This is a genomic window from Pseudomonas batumici (assembly GCF_036585405.1).
Lineage (GTDB): Bacteria > Pseudomonadota > Gammaproteobacteria > Pseudomonadales > Pseudomonadaceae > Aquipseudomonas > Aquipseudomonas batumici.
In genome coordinates this window covers 740819-766732 of sequence record NZ_CP144470.1, presented here as the reverse complement: position 1 = coordinate 766732, position 25914 = coordinate 740819, and the positions used below count along the sequence as shown (strand labels likewise).

Here is a 25914-nt window from a genome sequence, read left to right as displayed (position 1 = left end):
ACTGGCGCCAATCTGTGAGGAGATTCCATGAGCGCCATAACCATTACCGATGCCGCCCACGATTACCTGGCTGACCTGCTGTCCAAGCAGAACACCCCGGGGATCGGCATTCGCATCTTCATTACCCAGCCGGGTACCCAGTACGCCGAAACCTGCATTGCCTACTGCAAGCCGGGTGAAGAAAAGCCTGAAGACACTGCGCTGGGGCTCAAGAGCTTCACCGCGTGGATCGATGCCTTCAGCGAAGCCTTCCTCGACGATGCGGTAGTCGATTACGCCACCGACCGCATGGGCGGCCAGTTGACCATCAAGGCCCCCAACGCCAAGGTGCCGATGGTCAACGCCGACAGCCCGATCAACGAGCGCATCAACTACTACCTGCAAACCGAGATCAACCCGGGGCTGGCCAGCCACGGCGGCCAGGTCACCCTGATCGATGTGGTCGAGGACGGTATTGCCGTGTTGCAGTTCGGCGGTGGTTGCCAGGGCTGCGGCCAGGCCGACGTGACCCTGAAGGAAGGCATCGAGCGCACCTTGCTCGAGCGGATTCCCGAGCTCAAGGGCGTGCGTGACGTCACCGACCATACGCAAAAAGAAAACGCCTACTACTGAGTTCGGTAGCAGGGCGTTCACTGCGTTTGGATGGATAAAAAAACGGTGCCCGTGAGCACCGTTTTTTTACTCTGGGGCAGAAGCACAGCTCTGCAGATAGTCACGCAGACGCTCTTGCAGATAAGGCACGCCCAGTGGATGTTCCAGGTATTCGGCAATCGGCATCATCCGCCAGTACTGGCCTTCGTCGCCAAACCGAATCGCCTCGATTTCCGCACGCTTGAGTTGTCCCACCAGAAACCACGAGTGGGTATTGGGCTGGGTGACACTGGGGTAGCGCCGTAGCCATTCGATGCGCTCGGTCTCGATGCGCAGGGAAAACTCCTCGTCCAGCTCCCTGAGGGCGCATTCGGTCGGGGTTTCGTCACCCTCGCGACCGCCGCCGGCAAAGTCCCAATGCCCGGGATAGGGGATGCTGTCCTTCAAGTCACGCAGATAGGTCAGCAGCTCATCGCCGCAGATCAGGGCCAGCTTGGCGCCGGAAAACAACGCTTCGGACATCGGGTCATCCCCCCAGGCGATCAAGGTCGATAAAGATGGGCGTGGCCTGCGCGATACAGCGAAGACTCGCTGAAGTGGTCGCTGGCCAGCACGCGTCCCACCAGGATCAGGGCCGTGCGGCGGAAACCCTTGGCCTCGACCTTGGTCAGGATATCCGCCAGTGTCCCCTGTACCCAGTCCTGGTCGGGCCAGGTGGCGCGATGGATCACCGCGATCGGGCAGTCCGCGCCGTAATGGGGAAGCAGTTCGTCGATGATTCTTGCCAGGTGATTGACCCCCAGGTGAATCGCCATGGTCGCCTGGTGCCGGGCCAGGCTGCCCAGTTCTTCGCCGGCCGGCATCGCGGTTCTGTCGGCGTAGCGGGTGAGGATCACGCTCTGGGAAATATCCGGCAATGTCAGCTCGGCGCCGAGCAAGGCGGCGCAGGCGGCGGTCGCGGTCACGCCGGGGACGATTTCATAGGCAATGCCCAGTTCGCGCAGATGGCGGATCTGTTCGCCGATGGCGCCGTAGAGGGATGGATCACCCGAATGCACCCGTGCCACGTCCTGGCCCTGGGCATCGGCCGCCTTGATCAGGTCGATGATCTGTTCCAGGTGCAGCTCGGCGCTGTTGACCACCTGCGTGGCGCAGTGGCCCTGCAGGACGGCTTCAGGCACCAGGGAACCGGCATAGATGATCACCGGGCAGCTACGGATCAGGCGTTGGCCCTTGACGGTGATGAGTTCCGGATCGCCGGGGCCGGCGCCGATGAAATAGACGGTCATGACATTCCCTGAATGTGTCTGCACAAGGTTGCACATGAACAACGCTCATGTGACAGGCGGGGATTATCGAGGGTTTTGCCCGGTCCAGGCCAGTGCAAAGGTTGCTTGCGGGTGCGTCTGGCGTGAAATCAGAAGCGTCGCACGACCTTGCCCCAGCTGTTCGGCCAGGGCCAGCGCGGCACTTTCGGCGACACCATGGCAACCGGTCTGTTCGAAGGCCAAACGGGAGCGATGGCTGAGTCGTGTCTCGTAGGCAGCCAACTCAGCCGCGCTGAAGAACACCAGGGGCAGGTTCAGCCGCTGGGCGAGTTCGAGCAGTCCCGGTTCATCCTTTTTCCCTTCGATGCTCGCCAACCCCTTGATGGCCCCAAGGTCGATCCGCTCAGCCCGCAGCGATTGCTCCAGCAAGGTCTGCAAGGTCGCAGCGTTGCAACCGCGTCGGCAGCCGAAGCCCACCGCGAGGGTCGCTGCCGCCGGCGTTTTGTTCATGCCGAGTAGTGCTCGTCGGTCTGGCGGCGGAACAGCCAGGCACTGATCAGGCCCAGGGCCAGCCAGAACGCCGCATTGATCAACTGCGAGGCGGCCAGAAAACCGGTGAACCTTGCCGTTTGCGCAATACGCTTGATCATGGCTGGCGTCTCAATAGCACGGGAAGGCGGGGCACCCAAAACAAGGCCGGCAGGAGAACACGGTGAGCCCGCAGGCGTCAATGCGCCGGCAGGCAGGAAGGCGAAGTTAAAGTGAACTCTAGAATTTTAATTCTATAAAAATTAATGAGTTAGAGAGATTTTTTGATCTTTTGTCTAAGGTTTTTGATGGGGGATGGCCTGCATTGGCCAGCCACCCGACCAGACAAGTGCCTGTGCCTGTACAAAAAGATCCGACTGTACAAGAGGATAGGCTAAGGTTGGCTCAACACATCACGGCAGTGCGCTCTGCCAGATTGCCTTCTAAGCTGTGAGAAAAAAGGTGAGGCTTTGAGTCGGACTCACGGCAGACTCCTTGAAAATCAACAACTTTAATAAGCCAGGCCCAGAAATGAATTCTTCGTCTTCGGTGGATGAACAAAGTTTCCGCAAGTTGTTGAGTCGTAATATCAGCCTACCCTTGGGTGTCGGGGTCCTCAGCGCGGTGTTTTTCGTCGCGCTGATCACCTACCTGTTGTCGGTGATCCAGTGGGTCGAGCATACCGACCGGGTGATCAACAACATCAACGAGACGATGAAGCTCTCGGTCGATCTTGAAGCCGGCATGCGCGGTTTCCTGATTACCGGCGACGAGCATTTCCTCGACCCCTACGAAGTCGCCAGGCCGAAGATCTCAGCCGAACTGCGCAGCTTGCAGGAACTGGTCGCGGATAACCCCCAGCAGGTCGATCGCTTCAAACGCATCGAAGCCTTGCAGGGCGCCTGGACCGAGTACTCCCAGGCGATGATCGCACTGCGGCGCTCCAACGGCGACTACCAGGCAGCGGTCCAGTCGGGGCGCGGCAAGCGCCTGGTCGACGAGATTCGTGGCGAGTTTGAAAACGCCATCGACATGGAGCAGCAACTGCGCCTCGCGCGTAATGAAGCCGTGAGCCGCGCCACGGTCTGGAGCATCGTCCTCTATCTCGTCTTTGTGCTGGGCCTGAGCGCTTTGCTGGCTTTTGTTGGTCGACGTGATTTGTTATCACTTTCAAGTAGTTATGCGAAAAACCTCGAGTCACAACTCAAGAGTTCGGAGCGCCTGGAGCAGCAAGCCTGGCTGCGCAGTGGCCAGACCGAACTGGCCGAGCAGGTGCTGGGCCAACAGACCCTCCAACTGCTGGGGCACAATATCCTGCAATTCTGTGCCCAGTACATGGGTAGTGCCGTGGCGGCGTTGTACGTCCGCGAGGAGCAGGGTGCCCTGACCCGCGTGGCCAGCTATGGCTTCTCCCGCGAGCAGGAGCGCCAGGAGCAATCGATCCTCAGCGATGAAGGCCTGGTCGGCCAAGCCGCGGGCCAGGGGCGGCTGATTCGCCTGGACGATGTGCCGGTGGACTACTTCAAGGTCAGTTCGGGGTTGGGCGACGGTTTGCCACGCAGCGTGCTGGTGGTACCGACCCGCAACGACGAGCGGGTCAATGGGGTGATCGAGCTGGGTTTCCTGCGTCCCCTGGACGGCCGTGACGTCGAGCTGCTGGAACTGATCGCCGACAACATCGGCACCTCCATCGAGGCTGCGCGCTACCGTCAGCGCTTGCAGGAAGTCCTGGCCGAGACCCAGCAGCTCAACGAAGAGCTGCAGGTCCAGCAGGAAGAACTGAAGACCGCCAACGAAGAACTGGAAGAACAGTCCCAGGTGCTCAAGGAGTCTCAGGCGCACCTGGAAACCCAGCAGAGCGAACTCGAACAGACCAACGAACAGTTGGCCGAACAGGCGCAGGCCCTGGCCGAACAGCGCGACGCGGTGGACATCAAGAACAACGAGTTGAACCTGGCCCAGATACAACTCGAGGAGCGCGCCCAGGAGCTGCAACGGTCGAGCAAGTACAAGTCCGAATTCCTGGCCAACATGTCCCATGAGTTGCGTACGCCGCTCAACAGCTCGTTGATCCTGGCCAAGCTGCTGTCGGAGAACGCCCAGGGCAATCTCAGCGACGAACAGGTCAAGTTCGCCGAATCGATCTATAGCGCCGGCAACGACCTGTTGAACCTGATCAACGATATCCTCGACATCTCCAAGGTCGAGGCCGGCAGGCTGGAGGTGCGTCCGGAAAATGCCAGCGTCGAGCGCCTGGTGGCGGCGCTGCAGGATACGTTCCTGCCCCTGGCCTACGAAAAACAGCTGGGTTTCGAGGTCGAAGTGCGCGCCGACGCGCCGCTGACGCTGTTCACCGACCGTCAGCGACTGGAACAGGTGTTGAAGAACCTGCTGTCCAACGCCATCAAGTTCACCGAGACCGGTCGGGTCAGCCTGAGCGTTTCCCGCCAGCCCGGTGTCGGTATTGCCTTTGCCGTACGCGACTCCGGCATCGGTATCGCCGCCGACCAGCACCAGAGCATTTTCGAAGCGTTTCGCCAGGCGGACGGTACCACCAATCGGCGCTATGGCGGCACCGGGCTGGGACTGTCGATTTCCCGCGATCTGGCGGCGCTGCTCGGCGGCTCCATCAGCGTTGCCAGCCAGCCCGGGCATGGCAGCGTGTTTACCCTGGTGTTGCCGGAGCAGTATGTGGAACACCGGGCCGGCGAGGCCCCGGCGCCGGTGGTGGCGCCCCCCGCGCGGCTGGAACCCCTGGATGAACCGCGCAACCCGCCGCCGGTGGCCGTGGAAGTGCCGATCCAGCGTTTTGCCGACGACCGTGAAAAAGCACCGTTCAGCACACGCTGTATCCTGGTGATCGAAGACGAGTCGAAATTTGCCCAGATTCTCTACGACCTGGCCCATGAGCTGGGCTACCAGTGCCTGGTGGCCCATGGCGCGGACGAGGGCTGTGCGCTCGCCGCCCAGTTCATCCCCGACGCGATCCTGCTGGACATGCGCCTGCCGGATCACTCCGGCCTGATGGTGTTGCAGCGCCTCAAGGAGCAGGCTCCGACCCGGCACATCCCGGTGCATGTGATTTCCGTGGAGGACCGTATCGAGGCCGCTATGCACATGGGCGCCATGGGCTATGCGGTCAAGCCGACCACCCGCGAAGAGCTCAAGGAAATCTTCTCGCGCCTGGAAGCCAAGCTGACCCAGAAGGTCAAGCGTGTGCTGCTGGTGGAGGACGACGACCTGCAGCGCGACAGCATCGCCCGACTGATCGGCGACGACGATATCGAGATCACCGCCGTGGGCCTGGCGCAGAACGCCCTGGACCTGCTGCGCGACACCATCTACGACTGCATGATCATCGACCTCAAGCTGCCGGACATGCTCGGCAACGAGCTGCTCAGGCGCATGTCCACCGACGGCATCCGTGCCTTCCCGCCGGTGATCGTCTATACCGGGCGCAACCTGACCCGCGACGAAGAGGCCGAGCTGCACAAATATTCACGCTCGATCATCATCAAGGGCGCCCGCTCGCCGGAGCGCCTGCTCGATGAAGTGACACTCTTCCTGCACAAAGTCGAATCCCAGTTGTCCAACGAGCGGCAACGCATGCTCAAGACCGCCCGCAGCCGCGACAAGGTGTTCGAAGGGCGCAAGATCCTGCTGGTGGACGACGACGTGCGCAATATCTTCGCCCTGACCAGTGCGCTGGAGCACAAGGGCGCCATTGTCGAAATCGGTCGCAATGGCCTCGAAGCGATTGAAAGACTCAACGAGGTGGAGGACATCGACCTGGTGTTGATGGATGTGATGATGCCGGAGATGGATGGCTATGAAGCCACCCTGGAAATCCGCAAGGACCCGCGCTGGCGCAAGCTGCCGATCATTGCGGTGACGGCCAAGGCCATGAAGGATGACCAGGAGCGCTGCCTGCAGGCCGGCTCCAACGACTACCTGGCCAAACCCATTGACCTGGACCGACTGTTCTCGTTGATCCGCGTATGGCTACCGAAAATGGAAAGGATCTAGTGGAGCGAAGTAGCGATATCGAATTGCGGTTGTTGATCGAGGCCATCTACCTCAAGTACAGCTATGATTTTCGCGATTATTCCGGCGCTTCGATCAAGCGCCGGGTCCAGCATGCGCTGACCCAGCTTGATTGCGCGACCATCTCGGCCCTGCAGGAGCGGGTGCTGCACGATCCGGCGGCGTTCCTGCAACTGCTGCAGTTCCTGACCATTCCGGTCAGCGAGATGTTCCGCGATCCCAGCCATTTCCTGGAGATTCGCCGGGAGGTAGTGCCGTTGCTCAGGACCTATCCGTCGATCAAGGTCTGGATCGCCGGATGCAGCACCGGGGAGGAGGTGTACTCCATGGCGATCCTGCTGCGTGAAGAGGGGTTGCTGGAGCGCACGATCATCTATGCGACCGATATCAACCCGCACTCGCTGGACAAGGCCAAGCAAGGCATCTTTACCCTGGACAGCGTGCGCAGCTATGCCGGCAACTACCTGGAGGCCGGCGGCAAGCGGGACCTTTCCGAGTACTACCACTCGGCCTACGGCTACGCGATTTTCGACAAGACCCTACGGGAAAACGTGACCTTTGCCGACCACAGCCTGGCGACGGATAGTGTATTCTCCGAAACACAATTAATTTCGTGTCGTAACGTATTGATTTACTTCAATAAAAAACTTCAGGATCGAGCCTTCGGCTTGTTCCATGAATCGTTGTGCCATCGTGGTTTCCTGGTGCTGGGCAGCAAGGAGACGCTGGATTTTTCATCCTATGGCAAGCGGTTCGAGGCGTTGGTCAAGCAGGAGCGGATTTACCGTAAGTCATGAGCGGCCTGGCATTTGAAATCACCGATCGCAAACGGGTCGAGGCGGTTGTCGTGGGCGCTTCGGCGGGTGGGGTCGAAGCCCTGCTGAGTCTGTTCGCGGAACTGCCGGCGGGGTTCGGCTTGCCGATCGTGACCGTCCTGCATATGCCGGAAGGGCGCCGCAGCCAGTTGGCCGAAGTCTTTGCACGGCGCCTGCCGCTGCCGGTGAAGGAGGCGAGCGACAAGGAGAGCATCGTTCCGGGGACCCTGTACTTCGCGGCCCCAGGCTATCACCTGTCGATCGAGCAGGACCGCAGCTTTTCTTTCAGTTGCGAAGAACGGGAGCATTATTCGCGGCCTTCTATCGATTATCTCTTCGAGTCGGCGGCGGACACTTATGGGGCGCGCCTGGTGGGCGTACTCTTGACCGGAGCCAATCAGGACGGTGCCCGGGGCCTGGCGCAGATCCAGCACGAGGGCGGCCTGACCGTGGTGCAGGACCCGCGCGAAGCCCGGGTGGCAACCATGCCCGAAGCCGCGTTGGCGTTGCTCCAACCGGACTACCTCCTTTCCTTGCAGGGCATTGGCCGTTTGCTGGTCGAGCTGGAACGAACCCCATGTTGAATACCATCCGGGCCAAACTGCTGATCGTCGATGATCTACCGGAGAATCTGCTGGCGCTGGAAGCGCTGATCAAGGGCCGGGACCGTGTGGTCTACAAGGCGCTCTCGGCCGATGAAGCGCTGTCGCTGCTGCTGCAGCACGAATTCGCCATGGCCATACTCGATGTGCAGATGCCGGGCATGGACGGTTTCGAACTGGCCGAGTTGATGCGCGGCACCGAGAGAACCAGGAATATTCCCATCGTCTTCGTCAGTGCCGCCGACCGCGAGCTCAATTACGCCTTCAAGGGCTACGAGAGCGGGGCGGTGGACTTCCTGTACAAACCCCTGGACCCCCATGCGGTGAAGAGCAAGGTCGGCGTTTTCGTCGACCTCTATCGCCAGGGCAAGGCGATGCAAGAGCAAGTCGAGGCCCTGAAGCAAAGCCGCCTCGAGCAGGAAGTCCTGCTGCGCAAATTGCAGGCGACCCAGGAAGAGTTGGAGCGCGCGGTGCGCATGCGCGACGATTTCATGTCGATCATGTCCCATGAGGTGCGCACGCCGCTCAACGGCCTGAGTCTGGAGAACCAGTTGCGCAAGATGCACCTGGCCCAGGGCAATGCCGACGCCTTCACCCTGGACAAGATGCGGGCCATGGTCGAGCGGGACGAGCGGCAGATCCAGAGCCTGATTCGCCTGATCGAAGACATGCTCGACGTCTCGCGCATCCGCACCGGCAAGTTGTCGATCCGTCCCGCACGCGTGGACCTGGTGCAACTGGTGACCCGGTTGTTGGAGCGCTTCGCGCCGCAGGTGGCGGCGGCCGGGTCGGTGATCAGCTATTCGGGCGATGCGTCGCTGTCGGGCAACTGGGATGGCTTTCGTATCGAGCAGGTGGTCTCCAACCTGCTGACCAACGCCTTGCGCTACGGTGCCAAGAGTCCGATCGAGGTGCGTGTCTATCGCCACGACGGCGAAGCGCGGATCGAAGTGCGTGACCGGGGCATCGGTATCGGCGAAGATGACCAGGCGCGGATCTTCCAGCAGTTCGAGCGGGTTTCCGGCAGTCAGGTCGCCGCCGGGCTGGGGCTGGGGTTGTATATTTCCGAGCAGATCGTCGTCGCCCATGGTGGTCGCATCACTGTCGAGAGTACCCTTGGCAAAGGGGCCTTGTTCCGCGTTTGCCTGCCTCTGTAGGAAAAGCCGAGATCAAACGCAACCTCTGGGTGACCTGGCGGTCGTATTGGCAGCAATTTTGATAATAAAGGCTTCCCATGAGTGAAGATGCACAAGACGTGGTACTGATCGTCGAGGACGATGCCTCGATCCTGATGATCCTTTCGGATTATCTCTCCGGCGAGGGGTATCGGGTGTTACGGGCGGAAAACGGCGAGCAGGCGTTCGAAATCCTCGCGACCAAGCCCAACCTGGACCTGATGGTCACCGATTTTCGCTTGCCCGGCGGCATCTCCGGGGTGGACATCGCGGAGCCGGCGATCAAGTTGCGTCCGGACCTCAAGGTGATCTTCATCAGTGGTTACCCGGCGGAAATCCGCGAATCCAACAGCCCCATCGCCCACAGCGCGCCGATCCTGGCCAAGCCGTTCGACCTGGATATCCTCCAGGAACAGATCCGCAAGCTGCTGGCCTGACGGCTACAGCCCCTGCTGCAACGCCGGGTCATCCGGATTCTGCTGTTCCAGCTGGGCGAGCAGAATCTGTACGTTCTGCAACTGTCCGGTTTCCTTCCAGTAGCTGATCAGCAGCACGCGTGCCTTGCGGTTCGACGGTTGGCGCTGGACGATTTCCTCCAACTGGCGCTGGGCCGCCTCGACCTGCTGCAAGTCATGCAAGGTGGTGGCGAGCTTGTAGCGGTAATCGGCGTTATCCGGCTCCAGCTCCACCGCCTTGGCCAGCCCCAGCAAGGCGTACTCGGTCTGGCCGTGGTGCGCCAGCCAGACGCCCAGGGCATGTTGCAGGTAGGCCGATTGCGGCTGCACCTGCAACTGCTTGGCCAGCAGCTGCCGGGCCTGGTCCGGCTGGCCGCGCTTGTCCAGCAGTTCGACCTGGGCCACCAGGGCCTTGAGGTTGTCCGGCTCCAGCCGCGAGACATGCTCCAGCGCAGCCTGCGCCTTGTCCAACAGCCCCTCATGCAGATACAGCCTCGCCAGCTGGAACTGGGCCTCGGCGCTTTCCGGCTGGGCGGCGAGGGTCCGCTCGTACTCGTCCACCACCTGTTGCAGCGGGCCGTAGTACAAGCCCTGGTCGTCCGGTGACAAACCGAGCATGGCGTTGGCGGCGGCGAAGCGCACGGATTGCTCGTGGTCTTCGAGCACCGGGCCGAGCAACAGGCTGCGCTGGGCGCCGGGAACCAGGCCGACAATGCTCTGGATCGCCGCTTCGCGGACCATCGGCGCGGGGTTCTGCAAGTCCGCGTCGGCCAGTTTCAGGGCCTGGGGACTGGGGTAGTTGGGCAGCTCCGCGTGCAAGGCGGCCCGGCGCACATCCGACAGGTCGGTCCGTGCCATCTGCTGGTAGAGCACCCGTGCGGCGCCGGGCAGACCGTTATGGGCCTGCTTGAGCGCCTGGCCGTAATTGATGTGCGGGGCCTGGGGGCTGGCGAGCTTGCCGGGCATCCAGTGCCAGACAAGGCCGAGGGCAAGCAGGAGCAACAGGCTGATAAGCAGGTAGCGGTGGGGCTTCGTCATGCAGGGTCCGTGAGCGGGCGAGCGTTTCCTGAATGCACCAGCTTCGGTCAGCTGCGCCCAGGAGTCAAACCCGCGCCTCAAGTCAGCACATAGTCCACCGGCTCCAGCGCCGGTGGCAGATCGTTGTGCCCCAGGCCGGCGAGGACTTCCCGTTCCACGGTGCGCAGGATGGCGTTGCAGGGCAGGTCGTTTTCATCGAAGCCGAACGGGTCCTCCAGATCGTCGCCGATCTCGTCCAGTCCGAGGAAGGTGTAGCCGACGATGGCGGTGAACACCGGCGTCAGCCAGCCCAGCGGCCCGGCGAGGGCGAAGGGCAGGAGGATGCAGAACAGGTAGATGGTGCGGTGCAGCAGCAAGTTGTAGGGGAAGGGCAGCGGCGTGTGCTTGATGCGTTCGCAACTGGCCTGCACCTGGCTGAGGCTGACCAGCAGCGCTGCGAACACCGTGTAGCGCCACTCGCTGATCAGCCCTTGTTCGGCGAGGCTGGAGCAGCGCGCGCCGATCCGTTGCAGCAACTGGTCGGTGACGTTCGGGTGGCCGGCGGCGGGCGCATCCTGTTGCCAGGGCTGGATGGCCTGGCGTTCGTCTTCAAGGCGCAGGCGGGCGATCAGTCCGTGGGCAAAGCCGCAGAGCTCGCGCAGCAGCGCGGTGCGCTGCGGGCCATCGCCCAGCACCTGGCTTTCGCGAATCAGCGAGCGTACGTCGATGATCAGTTGCCCCAGCTGCTTGCGGCCTTCCCACCAGCGGTCATAACAGGCGTTGTTGCGAAAGCTCATGAAGATCGACAGGGACAAGCCGAGCAAGGTGAAGGGCGTGGCGTTGACCTTGGCGAAATAGTCCGGATGCCAGGTTTCCGCCAGCACGATGAGCGAGGCCAGCACGGTCAGCAGCAGGCAGCGCAGGGCAATGCGCTTGGCAATCGAGCCCTTGAGGGAAAACAGGATGGCGATCAGGTTCGGCTTGGAGCGGACAATCATGGCGAGGGTCTTGGGGCTGGGAAAAATGACGGGACTCCACCTTAAGCGCCCGCGCCCCGCGCTGTCCAATCACCCTGGCCGACGAGGTGATCGAAGGGCTCTATGGGGCCGTCAAGCCCAGGTCTCTTGCACCAGTGTCTGTCGCTGGCGGACGAATTCCGACATCCGCTCGCCGGGGATCGCCTTGCTGAAGTACCAGCCCTGGATTACCAGCTCCGTGGACGAGTGCAGGGCATCGTACTGTTCCTGGGTTTCCACACCCTCGACAATGATCCCCAGGTTCAGGGTTTCGCACAGCCGCAGCATGCCGTTCAGGACCCGGGCCCCCTCGGGATGGCAGTGCGCGACGACAAAACTGCGATCGATCTTGATGCAGTCGATCTTGAACTGGTGCAGGTAGCTCAGTGCCGAATAACCGGTGCCGAAGTCATCGATATACAGCCGGGCGCCGAAACCGTGCAGGCGCTCGATCAGGCGGTTGATCACCTGGACATCGCCGACCAGGGCGTCTTCGGTCAGCTCGACGGAAATCATTCCACGGGCCTGGGCCAGGATGTCCAGCAAGCGCTCGCCATACTCCGGCACGCTCAGGGTGGCACCGGTCACGTTGATGGTCATCGGCAGCTCGAAGCCGGCTTTGCGCCAGCGCCGATGTTGCTCCAGCGCCTGGGAGGCGACCCACAGATCGACATCCGGCATCAGCTTGGCCTGGGCCAGCCACTTGAGAAACTCCCAGGGCGGCTGGGGGTTGCCGTCCTTGTCGCGGGCGCGCATCAGCGCCTCGCAACCGGTGCACAGGCCGGTGGTCTTGGAGACCTGCGGCTGGAACTCCAGGTAGAACTCGTACTCGCTGATCTGGCGGATGCGTTCCAGCTCCCGCGAACGACGGGCGTCGTTCTTGTACGAGGTCGCCACCGGGTCCAGCTCGAAGAGCCGGCCCTTTTCCTCCAGGCTGCGGAAGGTGGTGTCGAAGGACTTGATATAGATGCCGTCGTCGGCGTCCTGGTGACGGTGCAGGCCCATCACGTAGGGCGCGTAGACCAGGCTGCCGAGACCGAGCAGCAGCAGTTGCAGGACCACCGCGGCCCAGTCGCCGTTGCTGCTCAGGTAGGCGTTGAACAGCACCGGCGAGTTCAGCGGCATGCCGGTGACCATCGGTGCGACCCAGCCGGCCTGGACCGCCGCCACCGCCAGCAGCGTGTTGAGCATCGGGGCAATCAGAAAGGGCACGAACAGCCGCGGGTTGAGAATGATCGGCAAGCCGAACAGCAGGATCTCGTTGACGTTGAACAATGACAGCGGCACGGCGGCCAGGGCCAGCAGGCGTAGCGAGCGGTCACGGGTGAACAGCAGCACGGCGACGATCAGCGACAGCGAGGCACCGGAGCCACCGATAAAGGCGAAACAGCCCAGCAGGCCGCTGTTGAGGATGTAGCGGTGCGGCTCCCCGGCGGCGAGGTTGAGCTGATTGACGGTCACCGCCTGGTCGAGGACGCTGAATACCGGTTGCATGGCGTGCAGGCCATGGATGCCGAAGAACCACAGGACCGAGTTGCTGGCGCTGATCAGGGCGCCGTAGCGGTAGGGATGCTCCAGCGCTGTCCGGTCGAAGGGCACCTGCATCTGGGCGACCAGGGGCGTCTTCAGCAGCAGCGACAGCACGGTGACCAGCAGGGCGGTGGCGATCAGGCCGGGGATCACCATGTTGATGCTGTCGCGGACATTGAAACCGACCAGGTTTTCCCGCACCAGCCGCGTCCAGGCCTGGCGGTACAACCAGTCCATGATCGGCACGTTGATCAGCGGCGAGGCGATGGCGATGAACAGCACCAGGGTTGCGGCGGCCCGGGGGAAGTCACTGAGCAGGTAAATGGCGATTTCCACGTGGGCCAGGCACAGGAAGGCCACCGGCACCTGGGGCAGGCGATAGCGGATGGCAAGCATATAGCCGATGGAGGCGGCCACCAGCAGGGGCAGGATGGCGCTGATCTTCTCGTGGAGCCCGGCGAGGAAATTGACCCAGTCGTCGGGCAGCCCCGCCAGGCGGGCGCAGGCCGAGAGCATCAGGAATGCCGTCGACACCAGCAGGCACGGCAACAACCACAACAACCCTTCGCGGATGGCCCGCAACGAGTCGGCACCGGCCAGCGCGGCCAGGCGGTGGGTCAGGAACAACTGGAAGACTGATTGCGACATTGGCCAACCCCTTGTAGACCTTCAGTCCTGTCAGGGCCCATCCGGCCCTCAAGGAGGCGAGCATATCCCGAGATGGCAGGAAAAGGTCAAATTGCCAGTATCAAAAGCCGGAGGCCAAAGGCTCCTCGCCGCACTCTTTCCAGGGTTCATTCGCAAAAAAAATAGCCCCGCGACCAGGCGGGCGCGGGGCTGAAGCGGATTGGAGGGCATCCAACCCCAGGGAGGATGTGAATCAGTTGCTGCTGGCTACTGCCTGCGGCTCGTAGCCGCCACCCAGCGACTTGTAGATCGCCACGATGCCGCGATACAGGTCGGTTTCGGCCTGGGCCTGGCTGTCTTCGGCGGCCAGGCGTTCGCGCTGGGCATCGAGCAGCACCAGGAAGTCGGCGGTGCCTTCGCGGTAGCGGATCGCAGCCAGGTCGGCGGCGGCGCGGCTCGATTCGCTCTGGCGGATCAGCGAGATCAGGCGTTGCTGGCGCTTGCCGTAATCGCTGAAAGCGTTCTGCGATTCCTCCAGGGCCAGCAGCACTTGTTGCTCGTAGTTGGCCAGGGCGCCTTCGGCCTCGGCGTCGGCACCGCGTATCTGGGCCTTGACCCTACCGAGGTTGAACGCCGGCCAGGTGATGCTCGGGCCGAGGGACCAGGCATTGGCGGCGGACGAGCCGATCTGCGAGCCACGCCCGGCGATAAAGCCGAGGAAGCCGCTCAGACCCACCCGTGGGAACAGGTCGGCCTTGGCCACGCCGATCCGCGCGGTGGCGGCGGCCAGCTTGCGTTCGGCGCTGACGATATCCGGACGGCGTTGCAGCAGGTCGCCCGGATCGCCAATGGCCAGGGCCTTGGAAATCGCCGGCAGGTCCTTCGGTCCCAGGTCCACCGACAGTTTGTCCGGACGCTCACCCAGCAAGGTCGCGATACGGTTGCGCTCGCGGGCCTGCTCGGCCTGCAATTGCGGCACCGTGGCCTCGACTGCCGCCAGGCGCGCATCGGCGCGCACCACGTCGAGCTGATCACCGACACCGGCCTCACGCAGGCTTTCGGTGACACCCTTGGATTCCTGCTGGTTCTTCAGGTTGGCCAGGGCGATCTTTTCCCGCAGTTGCGCACCGCGCAGTTGACCGTAGGCATCCACCAGTTCGGCAATCATGGTGACTTGCAGCTGGTAGAGGTCGGCTTCGGCTGCCTGCTGGTCGGCATCGGCGGCTTCCAGGTTACGCTGGATACGGCCGAACAGGTCGATTTCCCAGGCCATGTCCAGCCCCAGGTCGTAGCGTTCGCTGTTGACCCGCTGTTCGGTGGTACCAGGAATCTGGCCCTTGCCGATCTCGCTGCTGGCGCGGCTGGTGATGGTCGGCATCCGGTCGTAGCTGACGTTATCGCGGATCGCCCGCGACGCTTTCAGGTGGGCGAAGGCTACGCGCAACTCACGGTTGCCGGCCAGCGACTGGGTCACCAGCTGATTCAGGGTCGGATCGTCGAACTGCTGCCACCAGGTCCCCTGGAAGCGCGCGCGGTCATAGTTCTTCTGACCGGCGCTGCCATCGGTGGCGGCGGTGATGTTCGCCTTCTCGGTGACCGGGGTCTTGTAGTCCGGGCCCACGGCACAGGCGCTCAGCGCCAGTACCAGCAAGCTCGGCAGAAAGGCCTTCAGACTACTCATTGTTGCGCCTCCAGCTTGTGCGCCCGGGCGGCTTTGCGAGCGTCGCTGCGCTCGACAAAGCGGCGGATCAATACATAGAACACCGGCGTCAGCAGCAGACCGAAGAAGGTCACCCCGAGCATCCCGGAGAACACCGCCACACCCATGGCATGACGCATTTCGGCACCGGCACCACTGGAGAACACCAGGGGGACCACGCCCATGATGAAGGCCACGGAGGTCATCAGGATCGGCCGCAGACGCAGGCGGCAGGCTTCCAGCACCGCGCTCAGCGGATCGAGGCCTTCTTCCTGTTTATCCTTGGCGAACTCGACGATCAGGATCGCGTTCTTGCACGCCAGGCCCACCAGTACAATCAGGCCGATCTGGGTGAAGATGTTGTTGTCGCCACCGGAGGCAATCACCCCGGCAATCGCCGACAGCAGGGTCATCGGCACGATCAGGATCACCGCCATCGGCAGGCTCCAGCTTTCATACAGGGCCGCCAGGACCAGGAACGCCAGCAGTACGCAGAGCGGGAACACCAGCAAGGCGGTATTGCCCGAGAGGATCTGCTGGTAGGTCAGGTCGGTCCACTCGTAGGTCATGCCGTTGGGCAGTTCGTCCTTGAGCAGCTTCTCGATCGCGGCCTGGGCCTGGCCGGAGCTGTAGCCCGGGGCGGCGGCACCGTTGATCTCGGCGGTGATGAAGCCGTTGTAGTGCATCACGCGGTCCGGTCCCGAGGTGTCGCTGACCTTGATGAAGGTCGCCAGCGGGATCATCTCACCCTTGTTGTTACGCACTTTCAACTGGCCGATCTGGTCGGATTCGAGGCGGAACTGCTGTTCGGCCTGGACGTTGACCTGATAGGTGCGACCGAAGCGGTTGAAGTCGTTGGCATACAGCGAACCCAGGTAGACCTGCAGGGTGTCGAAGATGTCGCTGACAGCCACGCCGTGGGTCTTGGCCTTCTCGCGGTCGATGGCGGCATCGACCTGCGGCACGTTGACGGTATAGCTGGTGAACAACCCGGCCAACTCCGGCACGCTACGGCTCTTGCCGATGATGTTCATGGTTTCCTTGTACAGCTCGTTGTAACCGAGGTTGCCACGGTCTTCGATCTGCAGGCGGAACCCGCCGATGGTGCCCAGGCCTTGTACCGGCGGTGGCGGGAAGATCGCCATGTAGGCTTCCTGGATCCCGGCGAACTTGCCGTTCAGGGCACCGGCGATGGCACCGGCCGATTCACTGGCGGCCTTGCGCTCCTCGAACGGCTTGAGGGTCACGAACACGATGCCGGCGTTCGGGCTGTTGGTGAAACCGTTGATCGACAGGCCAGGGAAGGCCACCGCGCTCTCCACGCCGGGCTGTTTCAGGGCCAGGTCGGACATGCGCTTGATCACGTCTTCGGTACGGTCCAGGCTTGCCGCATCCGGCAGTTGGGCAAAGGCCACCAGGTACTGCTTGTCCTGGCCGGGCACGAAGCCGGTCGGGGTGCTGGCGAAACCGAGCCAGGTCAGGGCCATCAGGCCGGCATACAGGACCAGGGCCACGCCGCTGACCCGGATGACGCGGGTCACGGTACCGACATAACCATGGCTGGCACGATCGAAGAAGCGGTTGAACGGACGGAACAACCAGCCGCCCAGCAGCACGTCGAGGGCCTTGGAGAAACGGTCTTTCGGCGCGTGGTGGTCCTTGAGCAGCACCGCTGCCAGGGCCGGGGACAGGGTCAGGGAGTTGAACGCCGAGATCACCGTCGAGATGGCAATGGTCAGGGCGAACTGCTTGTAGAACTGGCCGGTCAGGCCGGAGATGAACGCCGCCGGGATAAACACCGCACAGAGCACCAGCGCCGTGGCAATGATCGGGCCGGTTACTTCACGCATGGCGCGCTTGGTGGCTTCTATCGGGCTGAGTCCCAGGCCGATGTTCCGTTCGACGTTCTCCACCACCACGATGGCGTCGTCCACCACGATACCGATGGCCAACACCAGGCCGAACAGCGACAGGGCGTTGAGCGAGAAACCGAACAGGTGCATGACCGCAAAGGTACCGATCAGCGACACCGGCACGGCCACCAGCGGAATGATCGAGGCACGCCAGGTCTGCAGGAACAGGATCACCACCAGGACCACGAGGATCAGGGCTTCGAACAGGGTGTGGACCACCGCCTCGATGGAGCCGCGGACGAAGATCGTCGGGTCATAGACGATGCTGAAGTCCATGCCTTCGGGGAAGTCCTTCTTCAACTCGGTCATCTTGGCGCGGACTTCGTTGGAGATCTCGATGGCGTTCGAGCCCGGACGCTGGAAGATCGGGATCGCCACCGCCGGCTGGTTGTTCAGCAGCGAGCGCAGGGCGTACTGGCTGGAGCCGAGTTCGACCCGGGCGATATCTTTCAGGCGGGTGATCTCGCCGTCGTCGCCGGCGCGAATGACGATGTTCTCGAACTCTTCCTCAGTGACCAGGCGCCCCTGGGCGTTGATCGACAGCTGGAAGCTGGTGGCATTGGGGGCGGGCGGTGCGCCCAGTTGACCGGCCGCGACCTGGCGGTTCTGCTCGCGAATGGCATTGACCACGTCGGTGGCGGTCAGGTTGCGCGAAGCGGTCTTGTTCGGATCGAGCCATACCCGCAGGGAGTAGTCGCCCATGCCGAACAGTTGAACGTCACCCACGCCGCCCAGGCGTGCCAATTCGTCCTTGATATTGAGCAAGGCGTAGTTGGACAGGTAGAGCATGTCGTAGCGTTTGTCCGGCGAGGTCAAGTGCACGACCATGGTCAGGTCGGGCGAGGCCTTGTCGACGGTAATACCGATACGGGTCACTTCCACCGGCAGCTTGGGCTCGGTACGGGTCACCCGGTTCTGTACCTGGACCTGCGCGTTATCCAGGTCGGTGCCCAGGGCGAAGGTGATGGTCAGGGTCAGCTTGCCGTCGGCGGTGGATTGCGAGGACATGTACAGCATGTTCTCGACACCGGTGATGGCCTGCTCCAAGGGCGCGGCCACGGTTTCGCCGATGACCTTGGGGTTGGCGCCGGGGAAGTTGGCGCGCACGACCACGGTCGGCGGTACCACTTCCGGGTATTCGCTGATGGGCAACTGGAACAGCGAGATGGCGCCCGCGATCAGGATCAGCAGCGACAGTACGGCCGCGAAGATCGGTCTTGAGATGAAGAACTGGGAAAAATTCATCGTGTGTATCCCTTAATCGCGTGGAGTCGCGGCGGCCAGCTTGTTAGCCTGGGCCGCTGCGCTCTTGGCGGGCGTGACTGGGGGCAGGTTGCTGGCTTCCAGGGCTTGGCGTTGTTGCGCCAGCGCCGCGAGGGTTTCCTTGGAAGCCATCGGAATCACTTCCGGATCCACCGGTGAGCCTGGGCGAACGCGTTGCAGGCCCTTGACGATGATCGTGTCATCCTTGTTCAGGCCGGTGCGCACGATCCGCAACCCTTCGATTTTCGGACCCAGTTCGACCGCGCGATAGACGGTCTTCTTGTCGGCGTCCATCACCAGTACGAACTTCTTGCCGAGGTCGGTGCCCACCGCTTCGTCGTTGATCAGCACGGCGGCGTAGGTGCCGCTGCCGACCAGCTTCAGGCGTGCATACAGGCCCGGGGTGAAGCTGCCGTCGTTGTTGTCGAACACCGCGCGACCGCGAATGGTGCCGGTCTTGGGGTTGACCTGGTTGTCGACGAAGTTCATCTGGCCCAGGTGCGGGTTGCCGGTTTCGTTGGACAGGCCGAGGTAGACCGGGGTGGTCTGGCCACGCTTGCCCTGGCGCGCCAGTTGGGTGTACTTGAGGTAGACCCGTTCGTCGGCGTCGAAGTAGGCGTAGACCTTGTCGGTGGAGACCACGCTGGTCAGCGGCGTGACATCGGCGGTGACGATGTTGCCGGCGGTGATTTCGGCACGGCTGACGCGGCCGCTGATCGGTGCGGTGACGCGGGTGAAGCTCAGGTTCAGCCGGGCCAGGTCCAACTGTGCCTGGGTGGCGTCGACCGCGGCCTTGGCTTCCTGGGCGGAGCTGCTGCGGGTGTCGGCCAGTTCGGCGGAAATCGCGTTGCTGGTCAGCAGGCGCTTGCCGCGTTCGGCTTCGTTGGCGCTGCGGTTGGCGGTGGCGCGGGCCTGTTGCAGCTGGGCTTCGAGGCGATGGACTTCAGCCTGGTAGGGGCGCGGGTCGATCTGGAACAGCAGGTCGCCTTTCTTGACCAGTGCGCCTTCGGTGAAGGCCACCTGGTCGATCTGGCCGGAGACACGCGGACGGATTTCGACGGTTTCCGGGGCCTCGAGGCGGCCGGTGAACTCGTCCCATTCATTGACCGGTTGCTCGATGACCTTGGCCACGCTGACCTTGGCTGCCGGCATCGCACCGGCTGCCGCCCCCGGCGCTTTACCGCAGGCGCTCATCACCACGACTGCCAAGGCAGCCAAAGGAAAGCGCAAAAGTTTAAGTGACTGTTCCATGGGGGCACTCCGCCAATCTATTGAGATGGGCGGATCATGCTGCGGGGGGCGGTTTCAAACGAATCGAATGAAGCGAAGGTAACTATCATTCGGAATGATATCAATCCGACCCCAGCCCTCTAGCATGCACCTTTTGTTAGGATGCTATCTATTGGCTAAATGGCAAAGCACTGTTGCACAGAGTGCAAAGGATGGCGCAAAAGGCTCAGGCGCTGAGCAGGGAGCCTGAACGCAGCGGCGCGTGCCCCGCGACAAACGTCAGCTCGGTATCGGTTTGGCTGAAACGCTCGATCACCCGCGCATAGAAAACCCCGCTGATGCTGCTGCAAAGCGTGCTGACCTGGCCGCTGAGGGGGTCGATCACATCGGCCAGCGCGGTGCCTGGCTCGACCCGGCTGCCAATGGGCGCGCGGTAGGCGACGACACCCGGGTGTGGCGCATTGAGTATCTCCACCCCGGCCAAAGGCGTCGGTTCACACAAGGGCGACGGCACCTGGACCTCCGCATCGGCGATCAACCCCAGATGCCCGAGATAGGCCAACAGGGCATCCGCATCGTGCGTCGCCAACTCATGGCTGACATCGTACAGGCCACGCAGCTCCAAAGTGGCGGAGAAGGTTGCCAGCGGAATCGGCAGAGTGGGGAAACGCTGTTGCAGCTTGTACCAGATGGCCGTGAAGCACTCGTCGAAACTGTGGGTCCTGGCGTCGGGGCCACCCTGATCGAGAGCATGCAGAACGGCATGGGCGCCTGTAAAACCGGCCAGTACTCGCGCCTGCTCCAGCTGTTCGCTGTGTACATAGAGATGCACCATGGCTTCACTGTCGCAGTGCACATCGAGCACGTAGTCGGCAGCACTGGCCAGGCGCATCAGTGTCAGTCGCAAGGCGTCCAGCTCGGTGCGCGGCTGCAGCGCTTCGAGGTGTTCTTCAAGGCTGCGCCGGATCAGCGCGACGTTGGCCGCCGGATCGTTGCCCAGGGCAGGGGCCACCTGTTCGCAGACGAGTTCGGCGAGATCCAGGTAGTTTCGGTTGAAGTTCTCGCGGCTGGACAGATCGAAGCGCCCCAGCTGGCGCCCGAATACATAATTGCCCAGGCCGATGGGGTTGGCGATCGGCACCAGTACTACTTCGCCCGTCAGGCGGCCAGCGGCCTCCAGCGCCAGCAGGGCGTTTTTCAGATGATGCAGGACCAGCATGCCGGGATGCTCATCGGCATGCAGGCCCGCCTGCAGGTAGACCTTTTTACCCCGTCCCGGGTGCCCGAAATGCAGGCTGGTGACTTCACGCTGTGCGCCAAGGGTTTGCGTTATAAGCGCATGTCGATGTTCTTGCATGGGAATTCCAGATAGGGGGTTCAGACGCGTGGCGCAGGGCCGAGCCGCCCTGCATGACCGCCGTCAAGGGGCGATCGGCGTGAAGCCAAGCTACGCGATATCAACTTTCATTCCATACACAGCAGCCCCTAGAATGGGCGCATCTGTATTGGATGAAAAGGCTGCACAGCGCAATGAATTCGCCTCGGAAAACATCGCGTATCGGTCAGTTGGTGCAGCATTTTTCGCAATTGATCGATCAGGCCGAACTGGCCCAAGGCGCTCGTTTACCTTCCATTCGCGCCGCCGCCAAGGCGTTCGAAGTCAGTACCTTCACCGTCGTGCAGGCTTACGACCGGCTGGTGGCCTTGGGTTATGTCGAGGTGCGCAAGGGGGCCGGCTTCTTTGTCGCCCGGACCTCGCCGAGTCTTGAACAGCAACGCAGTACGGCACCGTTGGCGGACGTTTATTGGCTGCTCGATGATGGTTTTCATCCGGCTGCCGATGCCCTGCAACCGGGCGGCGGCGGGGTGCCTGAGTCCTGGCTGGATGAGGCGGGCCTGCACCTGGCCCTGCGTAGCCTGGGGCGTGGCTCGGGACGGATTGCCGATTACGGCGAGCCCCGCGGCGTCCTCGCCCTTCGGCAATGGCTGCAACGCCACCTTGGCGAGCGCGGGGTGCCTGCGCAAAGTGAGCACATCGTGCTCACCCATGGCGCCAGCCAGGCGCTCAACATGGTGATCAACACGCTATTGCAACCGGGTGATTGTGTGCTGGTGGATGACCCCGGCTATATCAACCTGTTGGCCAACCTGCGCGACCACAAGGTCAAGATCGTCGGGGTGCCCTGGACCCCGCAGGGGCCGGATGTGGCGAAACTTGACGAACTGCTGGTCCGTCATCGGCCCAAGGCGTTTTTCACCAACCCTTGGCTGCAGAACCCAACCGGCGCCAGTTACAGCCCGGCGGTGGCCCATCGTGTGCTGCAACTGGCCGATACCCACGATTGCTGGATCGTCGAGGATGACGTGCATGGGCAGTTGGCACAGAACCACCAGCCACCCCTGGCGGCTCTCGACAACCTGCAGCGGGTGATTTACATCGGCAGCCTGTCCAAGGACATGGCGCCTTCGCTGCGGGTCGGCTTTGTCACCGCCGAGCCGGCAGTGGCCGAAGCGTTGCTGCACTACAAGATGACCACCGGCCTCTACAGTTCACAGCTTTGCGAACAGTTGACCTTGCAGATGCTCAATGATGGTAACCAGCGCAAACGCTATCAGAAACTGCGCGATCGGCTGTTGCAGGCCCAGGTGTTTGCTCGCCAACAACTGCAACGGATCGGCTGGCACTGCTGGGCGCCGATTGCTCCGGCACCGTATCTGTGGATCGGTAGCGACCAGGACGGTTTCGATCCCGTGGCCCTTACCCGCGCAGGGCTCAAGCAGAATATCCTGTTGTCTCCCGGCTGCATCTTCCGCCCCGACCTGGAGGCCGCCCCCTGGCTGCGCTTCAATGCGGCGTTAAGCGAGGACCCTGCCGTCTGGTGCTTTCTTGCCGAGAGTCAGGGGCTCAAGCCGAGCACGCCTTGACGCAGGCCCGCGGTGCTCTCGGCGCAGATATGTCAGCTAATCTTTACTTAAGATTACAGCGTCTTGACCGCCGTGAGTCAGACGTCCGGTTAAGCTAGTCTCGACAGCGCCGAGTGCGCATCGAGGTGATCATGAAAAACAAAATACGAGCAGTCGACCCTCTATTTCCCTTTTTTACTGCTGAGCGCTGGGCTGAAGAAACGCCCATCGACATCCAGGATGCCTTGCAGGACCAGTTACGCAGCTACCTGGGACGCGGGTTTACCACGGTATTGCTGGGCAGCGGCGGGCAGTCGGGTTCGCTTCGCTACTCCTTGCAGATCTATCACGACAAGAGCGGCCAACACCTTGAACTTCACGGTGCCTTCGATCGGCAGTGCGTGCAGGACATCTTCAAGGTCGCGCAACTGATGAAGACGCGGTTTCAGTCTCCTGCCCAGGGGGACAACAAGGTGCGGCTGCTCGAAGTGCCGAGGATCGAGGCGCCGGATCCTTTGCGCTATCCGCGGCAAGCGTGACCTTGCGTCTTCTCCGCGCTCCATGGCCCCATCTGGCGCAAGGTGGGGCCTGACGCTGTGAGCGTGTGTCGTCCGGGAATGACGGCGATTGATTTCAGAGACTGTCCGGATCGCCACAGAACATCTGGATCCGCGAACGCAACCAGCGCTCGCCCGGGTCGTTGTCCTGCGAACCGCGCCAGGCCATGTGCAGTTCGAAGGTCTGGGTCTCCAGTGGCGGGTTCTCGGCCCGTACCCCACCGGCCGCCGTCAACGCATCGGCGGTGTAGTCCGGCACGGTGGCAATGATGTCGGTGCCGGCGATCAGGGTGCTCAGGCCGTTGAATTGCGGCACCGCGAGCACGACATGGCGCTTGCGTCCCAGCTTCTCCAGTTCGGTATCGATAAAACCACTCAGGTCGCCGGCGAAGGACACCAACGCATGGGGGCGCGCGCAGAAGTCATCCAGCGACATCGGGCCGGGCATGCTGTCGGCCCGCAGCAACTTGGGCGAGCTGCGCCGCAGGACCTTGCGCTTGGCATTGGCGGGCAGGTCGGTGGTGTAGCACACGCCGATGGAAATCTCGCCGGAGCTCAGCTTGGCCGGGATCAGCAGATAGTTGACGCGGCGGATCACCAGCACGATACCGGGCGCCTCGGCCCGCAGGCGCTTGAGCAACTGCGGCAGCAAGGCGAACTCGACGTCATCGGACAGGCCGATGCGAAACACCGAGGTACTGGTCGCCGGGTCGAACTCCGAGGCGCGGCTGACCGCGGTGGAAATCGAGTCCAGGGCCGGGGAGAGCAGGGCGAAGATTTCCACGGCCCGGGCCGAAGGCTCCATGCTGCGGCCGGTACGCACGAACAACGGGTCATCGAACAGGCTGCGCAGGCGTGACAACGCCGCGCTGATCGCCGGCTGGCCGAGGAACAGCTTCTCCGCGGCCCGGGTGACGCTTCGTTCGTGCATCAGGGTTTCGAACACGATCAGCAGGTTCAGATCGACGCGACGCAAGTCGTTACGGTTCATCGGGTTCGCTTCACAAGACGTTCACTGACGAGGAAGGTGAATCTTACGGGCAAAGGTGGTTGATTCGCACGGAAAATTGAACTGTGTACAATGGCCGCCAATCAATGACAGGCATGTCGACTATTAATAGCCACTGATGGTCTTGCGAGAAGAGCCCGGCTAGAGTTCGAGGCATTAGAGGTTCATTTGACGAGGTTTGCGATGTCGCGCACGATCCGTTTTCACAAGTTTGGTCCGGCCGAGGTGCTCAAGTGCGAAGAGCATACGGCCTCTCTGCCCGCGCCGGGCGAAGTGCAGGTGCGCGTCGAGGCCATTGGCATCAGTTGGCACGACGTGCTCTGGCGTCAGAACCTGGCTTCGTCCCAGGCCCGTCTGCCGGCCGGCATCGGCCATGAAATGGCCGGTGTGGTCACCGTGGTGGGCGAGGGTGTCGAGGACCTGGCCGTCGGCGACAAGGTCGCCAGCTTCCCAGCCCAGAGCGCCAACGATTATCCGGTCTATGGCGAGCTGATCGTCCTGCCACGTTCGGCCCTGACCCGTTATCCGGATGTATTGACGCCGGTCCAGGCCAGCGTGCACTACACGCCACTGTTGGTGGCCTATTTCGCCTATGTGGACCTGGCGCGGCTCAAGCCGGGGCAATTCGCCCTGGTCACCGATGCCAGCCACTGTGCCGGGCCGTCCTTCGTGCAACTGGGCAAGGCCCTGGGTGCCAGGGTCATTGCCGCCACCAAGATCCCGGAAGAGCGCGAGTACCTGTTGGGCCTGGGCGCCGAGAAAGTGATTGTCACCGAGGAGCAGGACCTGCTGATGCAGGTCAACAAGTACACCGACGGGCGCGGCGTCGACATGGTCTTCGACGGCCTCGGCGGTCCGCAGATGTCGATGCTCGGCGATGTCCTGGCGCCGCGCGGCAGCCTGGTGCTCTACGGCCTGCAGGGCGGCAACCAGACACCGTTCCCGGCGTGCGCGGCGTTCCAGAAGAACATTCAGTTCTTCGTGCACTGTATCGGCAACTTCACCGGCAAGCCGGAACTGGGCATCCTCCAGGACCAGGCGGCGCTGCAAAGGGCCTTGCGCGACATCAACCAGTTGACGGCCGATCGCGTGTTGCCGCCGCTGGAAATCCGCACCTTTGCCTTCGACGACTTTGTCGAGGCCCATCGCTACATGGACGGCTGCCCTTGTCGCGGGCGGGTGGCGCTGCAAGTCGAGCCCAGCTGAGCCGACCCCGTTGGTCTGAGTCCACACAACCCCGTATCGTCCCGCGATACGGGGTTTTTTATTGGCTCCCAGAAACATGGTTTAACAACTTTTTCGGATTTTTCCGTACGCCGAAACATGTCATCAACTGAACCGGTTTTTTGCCGGATTCTGTATCTGTTAATCGCCGGGCAAGTGCTGATAATTGAACGGTCACTTACAGCTCAAGGAATGAGTTATGGTTCAGTATCATCCGCTTTATCGGAGTCCTGCTGTTCTTCGAAGTTTCAGCTTGGGCCCGCCTGGAGCCACTGCGTGGAATATCTTGTTTTCAGGGAAACGGGTGAAGACAGGTTTTTTATGTCGTTAATCGCTTGCGGGTAGTTATTAGTTGTAGGTCGCCGTAAGAATATTCCTAGGATGTTTTTATTGGCACGCAGACTCCCAACGCTAACTGGCAATCAGTGACGTCGGTCATGCTCGAAA

General features: G+C 62.3%; 21 protein-coding genes. 9 read left to right on the top strand and 12 right to left on the bottom strand.

What is annotated here, in order from left to right; translation table 11 throughout:
- The first annotated feature begins 27 nt into the window (after positions 1 to 27).
- Positions 28 to 612 carry a Fe-S biogenesis protein NfuA gene (nfuA, locus tag NUH87_RS03095; protein WP_040067782.1) on the top strand — a complete coding sequence of 195 codons (585 nt, stop codon included), beginning with the start codon at positions 28 to 30 and terminating at the stop codon, positions 610 to 612.
- A gap of 66 nt (positions 613 to 678) precedes the next feature.
- Here nfuA and NUH87_RS03090 read toward each other — a convergent pair whose 3' ends face one another.
- The 4 genes from NUH87_RS03090 to NUH87_RS03075 all read right to left on the bottom strand — a co-directional run bounded on the left by NUH87_RS03090 (position 679) and on the right by NUH87_RS03075 (position 2509).
- Positions 679 to 1113, bottom strand: a complete 435-nt coding sequence (locus NUH87_RS03090) for an NUDIX hydrolase (protein ID WP_338524676.1) — start codon at positions 1111 to 1113, stop codon at positions 679 to 681.
- A gap of 20 nt (positions 1114 to 1133) precedes the next feature.
- Positions 1134 to 1880 (bottom strand): precorrin-4 C(11)-methyltransferase, encoded by a 747-nt coding sequence (gene cobM, locus NUH87_RS03085; protein ID WP_338524675.1) that lies wholly within the window; start codon positions 1878 to 1880, stop codon positions 1134 to 1136.
- 63 nt (positions 1881 to 1943) lie between these two features.
- Entirely contained in the window at positions 1944 to 2369 is a 426-nt protein-coding gene (locus NUH87_RS03080; RefSeq protein ID WP_338524674.1) for a cobalamin biosynthesis protein, read from the bottom strand.
- Positions 2366 to 2509 carry a hypothetical protein gene (locus NUH87_RS03075; RefSeq protein ID WP_422393899.1) on the bottom strand — a complete coding sequence of 48 codons (144 nt, stop codon included), beginning with the start codon at positions 2507 to 2509 and terminating at the stop codon, positions 2366 to 2368. Before NUH87_RS03075 ends, NUH87_RS03080 begins: the two co-directional genes overlap by 4 nt.
- 409 nt (positions 2510 to 2918) lie before the next feature.
- Between NUH87_RS03075 and NUH87_RS03070 the strand changes: the two genes are divergently transcribed.
- From NUH87_RS03070 to NUH87_RS03050, 5 genes are all read left to right on the top strand, one after another.
- The gene (locus tag NUH87_RS03070) at positions 2919 to 6413 is read left to right on the top strand and encodes a response regulator (RefSeq protein WP_338524673.1); all 3495 of its coding nucleotides are present in this window, start codon (positions 2919 to 2921) and stop codon (positions 6411 to 6413) included.
- A complete protein-coding gene (locus NUH87_RS03065; RefSeq protein WP_338524672.1) occupies positions 6386 to 7228 on the top strand; it encodes a protein-glutamate O-methyltransferase CheR in 843 nt (280 codons plus the stop codon). Before NUH87_RS03070 ends, NUH87_RS03065 begins: the two co-directional genes overlap by 28 nt.
- On the top strand, positions 7225 to 7830 hold the full coding sequence (locus NUH87_RS03060; protein ID WP_338524671.1) for a chemotaxis protein CheB: 606 nt from the start codon (positions 7225 to 7227) through the stop codon (positions 7828 to 7830). Before NUH87_RS03065 ends, NUH87_RS03060 begins: the two co-directional genes overlap by 4 nt.
- Positions 7824 to 9005 (top strand): hybrid sensor histidine kinase/response regulator, encoded by a 1182-nt coding sequence (locus NUH87_RS03055; RefSeq protein WP_338524670.1) that lies wholly within the window; start codon positions 7824 to 7826, stop codon positions 9003 to 9005. The genes NUH87_RS03060 and NUH87_RS03055 overlap by 7 nt, the downstream gene beginning before the upstream one ends.
- Before the next feature lie 77 nt (positions 9006 to 9082).
- Positions 9083 to 9460, top strand: a complete 378-nt coding sequence (locus NUH87_RS03050; protein ID WP_338524669.1) for a response regulator — start codon at positions 9083 to 9085, stop codon at positions 9458 to 9460.
- A 3-nt stretch (positions 9461 to 9463) separates the two neighbouring features.
- On the opposite strand, the gene NUH87_RS03045 is transcribed toward NUH87_RS03050, so the two are convergent.
- The 7 genes from NUH87_RS03045 to NUH87_RS03015 form a co-directional block, all read right to left on the bottom strand.
- A complete protein-coding gene (locus tag NUH87_RS03045) occupies positions 9464 to 10516 on the bottom strand; it encodes a tetratricopeptide repeat protein (RefSeq protein WP_338524668.1) in 1053 nt (350 codons plus the stop codon).
- A gap of 77 nt (positions 10517 to 10593) precedes the next feature.
- The gene (locus tag NUH87_RS03040) at positions 10594 to 11493 is read right to left on the bottom strand and encodes a bestrophin family protein (RefSeq protein ID WP_338524667.1); all 900 of its coding nucleotides are present in this window, start codon (positions 11491 to 11493) and stop codon (positions 10594 to 10596) included.
- A 111-nt stretch (positions 11494 to 11604) separates the two neighbouring features.
- The gene (locus NUH87_RS03035) at positions 11605 to 13689 is read right to left on the bottom strand and encodes an EAL domain-containing protein (protein ID WP_338524666.1); all 2085 of its coding nucleotides are present in this window, start codon (positions 13687 to 13689) and stop codon (positions 11605 to 11607) included.
- Positions 13690 to 13921: 232 nt separating this feature from the next.
- The gene (locus tag NUH87_RS03030) at positions 13922 to 15349 is read right to left on the bottom strand and encodes a TolC family protein (protein ID WP_338524665.1); all 1428 of its coding nucleotides are present in this window, start codon (positions 15347 to 15349) and stop codon (positions 13922 to 13924) included.
- Complete coding sequence (locus NUH87_RS03025; RefSeq protein WP_338524664.1) at positions 15346 to 18525, bottom strand: efflux RND transporter permease subunit; 3180 nt, start codon at positions 18523 to 18525, stop codon at positions 15346 to 15348. Before NUH87_RS03025 ends, NUH87_RS03030 begins: the two co-directional genes overlap by 4 nt.
- 12 nt (positions 18526 to 18537) lie before the next feature.
- Entirely contained in the window at positions 18538 to 19794 is a 1257-nt protein-coding gene (mexE, locus tag NUH87_RS03020) for a multidrug efflux RND transporter periplasmic adaptor subunit MexE (protein WP_338524663.1), read from the bottom strand.
- A gap of 205 nt (positions 19795 to 19999) precedes the next feature.
- Positions 20000 to 21130 (bottom strand): succinylglutamate desuccinylase/aspartoacylase family protein, encoded by a 1131-nt coding sequence (locus tag NUH87_RS03015; protein ID WP_338524662.1) that lies wholly within the window; start codon positions 21128 to 21130, stop codon positions 20000 to 20002.
- A 173-nt stretch (positions 21131 to 21303) separates the two neighbouring features.
- Between NUH87_RS03015 and NUH87_RS03010 the strand changes: the two genes are divergently transcribed.
- Together NUH87_RS03010 and NUH87_RS03005 are read left to right on the top strand one after the other, a co-directional pair.
- Entirely contained in the window at positions 21304 to 22698 is a 1395-nt protein-coding gene (locus NUH87_RS03010; protein ID WP_338524661.1) for a PLP-dependent aminotransferase family protein, read from the top strand.
- Between the two features lie 131 nt (positions 22699 to 22829).
- A complete protein-coding gene (locus tag NUH87_RS03005; RefSeq protein ID WP_338524660.1) occupies positions 22830 to 23216 on the top strand; it encodes a hypothetical protein in 387 nt (128 codons plus the stop codon).
- A gap of 94 nt (positions 23217 to 23310) precedes the next feature.
- On the opposite strand, the gene NUH87_RS03000 is transcribed toward NUH87_RS03005, so the two are convergent.
- Positions 23311 to 24225 (bottom strand): LysR family transcriptional regulator, encoded by a 915-nt coding sequence (locus NUH87_RS03000; RefSeq protein WP_338524659.1) that lies wholly within the window; start codon positions 24223 to 24225, stop codon positions 23311 to 23313.
- Between the two features lie 201 nt (positions 24226 to 24426).
- On the opposite strand from NUH87_RS03000, the gene NUH87_RS02995 reads away from it, so the two are divergent.
- Entirely contained in the window at positions 24427 to 25449 is a 1023-nt protein-coding gene (locus NUH87_RS02995) for a zinc-dependent alcohol dehydrogenase family protein (protein ID WP_040067822.1), read from the top strand.
- The last annotated feature ends 465 nt before the right edge of the window (positions 25450 to 25914 follow it).

Coding starts and splice junctions, on each gene's coding strand:
- nfuA (WP_040067782.1), top strand. CDS start 28: ATGAGCGCCATAACCATTACCGATGCCGCCCACGATTACCTGGCTGAC.
- NUH87_RS03090 (WP_338524676.1), bottom strand. CDS start 1,113: ATGTCCGAAGCGTTGTTTTCCGGCGCCAAGCTGGCCCTGATCTGCGGC.
- cobM (WP_338524675.1), bottom strand. CDS start 1,880: ATGACCGTCTATTTCATCGGCGCCGGCCCCGGCGATCCGGAACTCATC.
- NUH87_RS03080 (WP_338524674.1), bottom strand. CDS start 2,369: ATGAACAAAACGCCGGCGGCAGCGACCCTCGCGGTGGGCTTCGGCTGC.
- NUH87_RS03075 (WP_422393899.1), bottom strand. CDS start 2,509: ATGATCAAGCGTATTGCGCAAACGGCAAGGTTCACCGGTTTTCTGGCC.
- NUH87_RS03070 (WP_338524673.1), top strand. CDS start 2,919: ATGAATTCTTCGTCTTCGGTGGATGAACAAAGTTTCCGCAAGTTGTTG.
- NUH87_RS03065 (WP_338524672.1), top strand. CDS start 6,386: ATGGCTACCGAAAATGGAAAGGATCTAGTGGAGCGAAGTAGCGATATC.
- NUH87_RS03060 (WP_338524671.1), top strand. CDS start 7,225: ATGAGCGGCCTGGCATTTGAAATCACCGATCGCAAACGGGTCGAGGCG.
- NUH87_RS03055 (WP_338524670.1), top strand. CDS start 7,824: ATGTTGAATACCATCCGGGCCAAACTGCTGATCGTCGATGATCTACCG.
- NUH87_RS03050 (WP_338524669.1), top strand. CDS start 9,083: ATGAGTGAAGATGCACAAGACGTGGTACTGATCGTCGAGGACGATGCC.
- NUH87_RS03045 (WP_338524668.1), bottom strand. CDS start 10,516: ATGACGAAGCCCCACCGCTACCTGCTTATCAGCCTGTTGCTCCTGCTT.
- NUH87_RS03040 (WP_338524667.1), bottom strand. CDS start 11,493: ATGATTGTCCGCTCCAAGCCGAACCTGATCGCCATCCTGTTTTCCCTC.
- NUH87_RS03035 (WP_338524666.1), bottom strand. CDS start 13,689: ATGTCGCAATCAGTCTTCCAGTTGTTCCTGACCCACCGCCTGGCCGCG.
- NUH87_RS03030 (WP_338524665.1), bottom strand. CDS start 15,349: ATGAGTAGTCTGAAGGCCTTTCTGCCGAGCTTGCTGGTACTGGCGCTG.
- NUH87_RS03025 (WP_338524664.1), bottom strand. CDS start 18,525: ATGAATTTTTCCCAGTTCTTCATCTCAAGACCGATCTTCGCGGCCGTA.
- mexE (WP_338524663.1), bottom strand. CDS start 19,794: ATGGAACAGTCACTTAAACTTTTGCGCTTTCCTTTGGCTGCCTTGGCA.
- NUH87_RS03015 (WP_338524662.1), bottom strand. CDS start 21,130: ATGCAAGAACATCGACATGCGCTTATAACGCAAACCCTTGGCGCACAG.
- NUH87_RS03010 (WP_338524661.1), top strand. CDS start 21,304: ATGAATTCGCCTCGGAAAACATCGCGTATCGGTCAGTTGGTGCAGCAT.
- NUH87_RS03005 (WP_338524660.1), top strand. CDS start 22,830: ATGAAAAACAAAATACGAGCAGTCGACCCTCTATTTCCCTTTTTTACT.
- NUH87_RS03000 (WP_338524659.1), bottom strand. CDS start 24,225: ATGAACCGTAACGACTTGCGTCGCGTCGATCTGAACCTGCTGATCGTG.
- NUH87_RS02995 (WP_040067822.1), top strand. CDS start 24,427: ATGTCGCGCACGATCCGTTTTCACAAGTTTGGTCCGGCCGAGGTGCTC.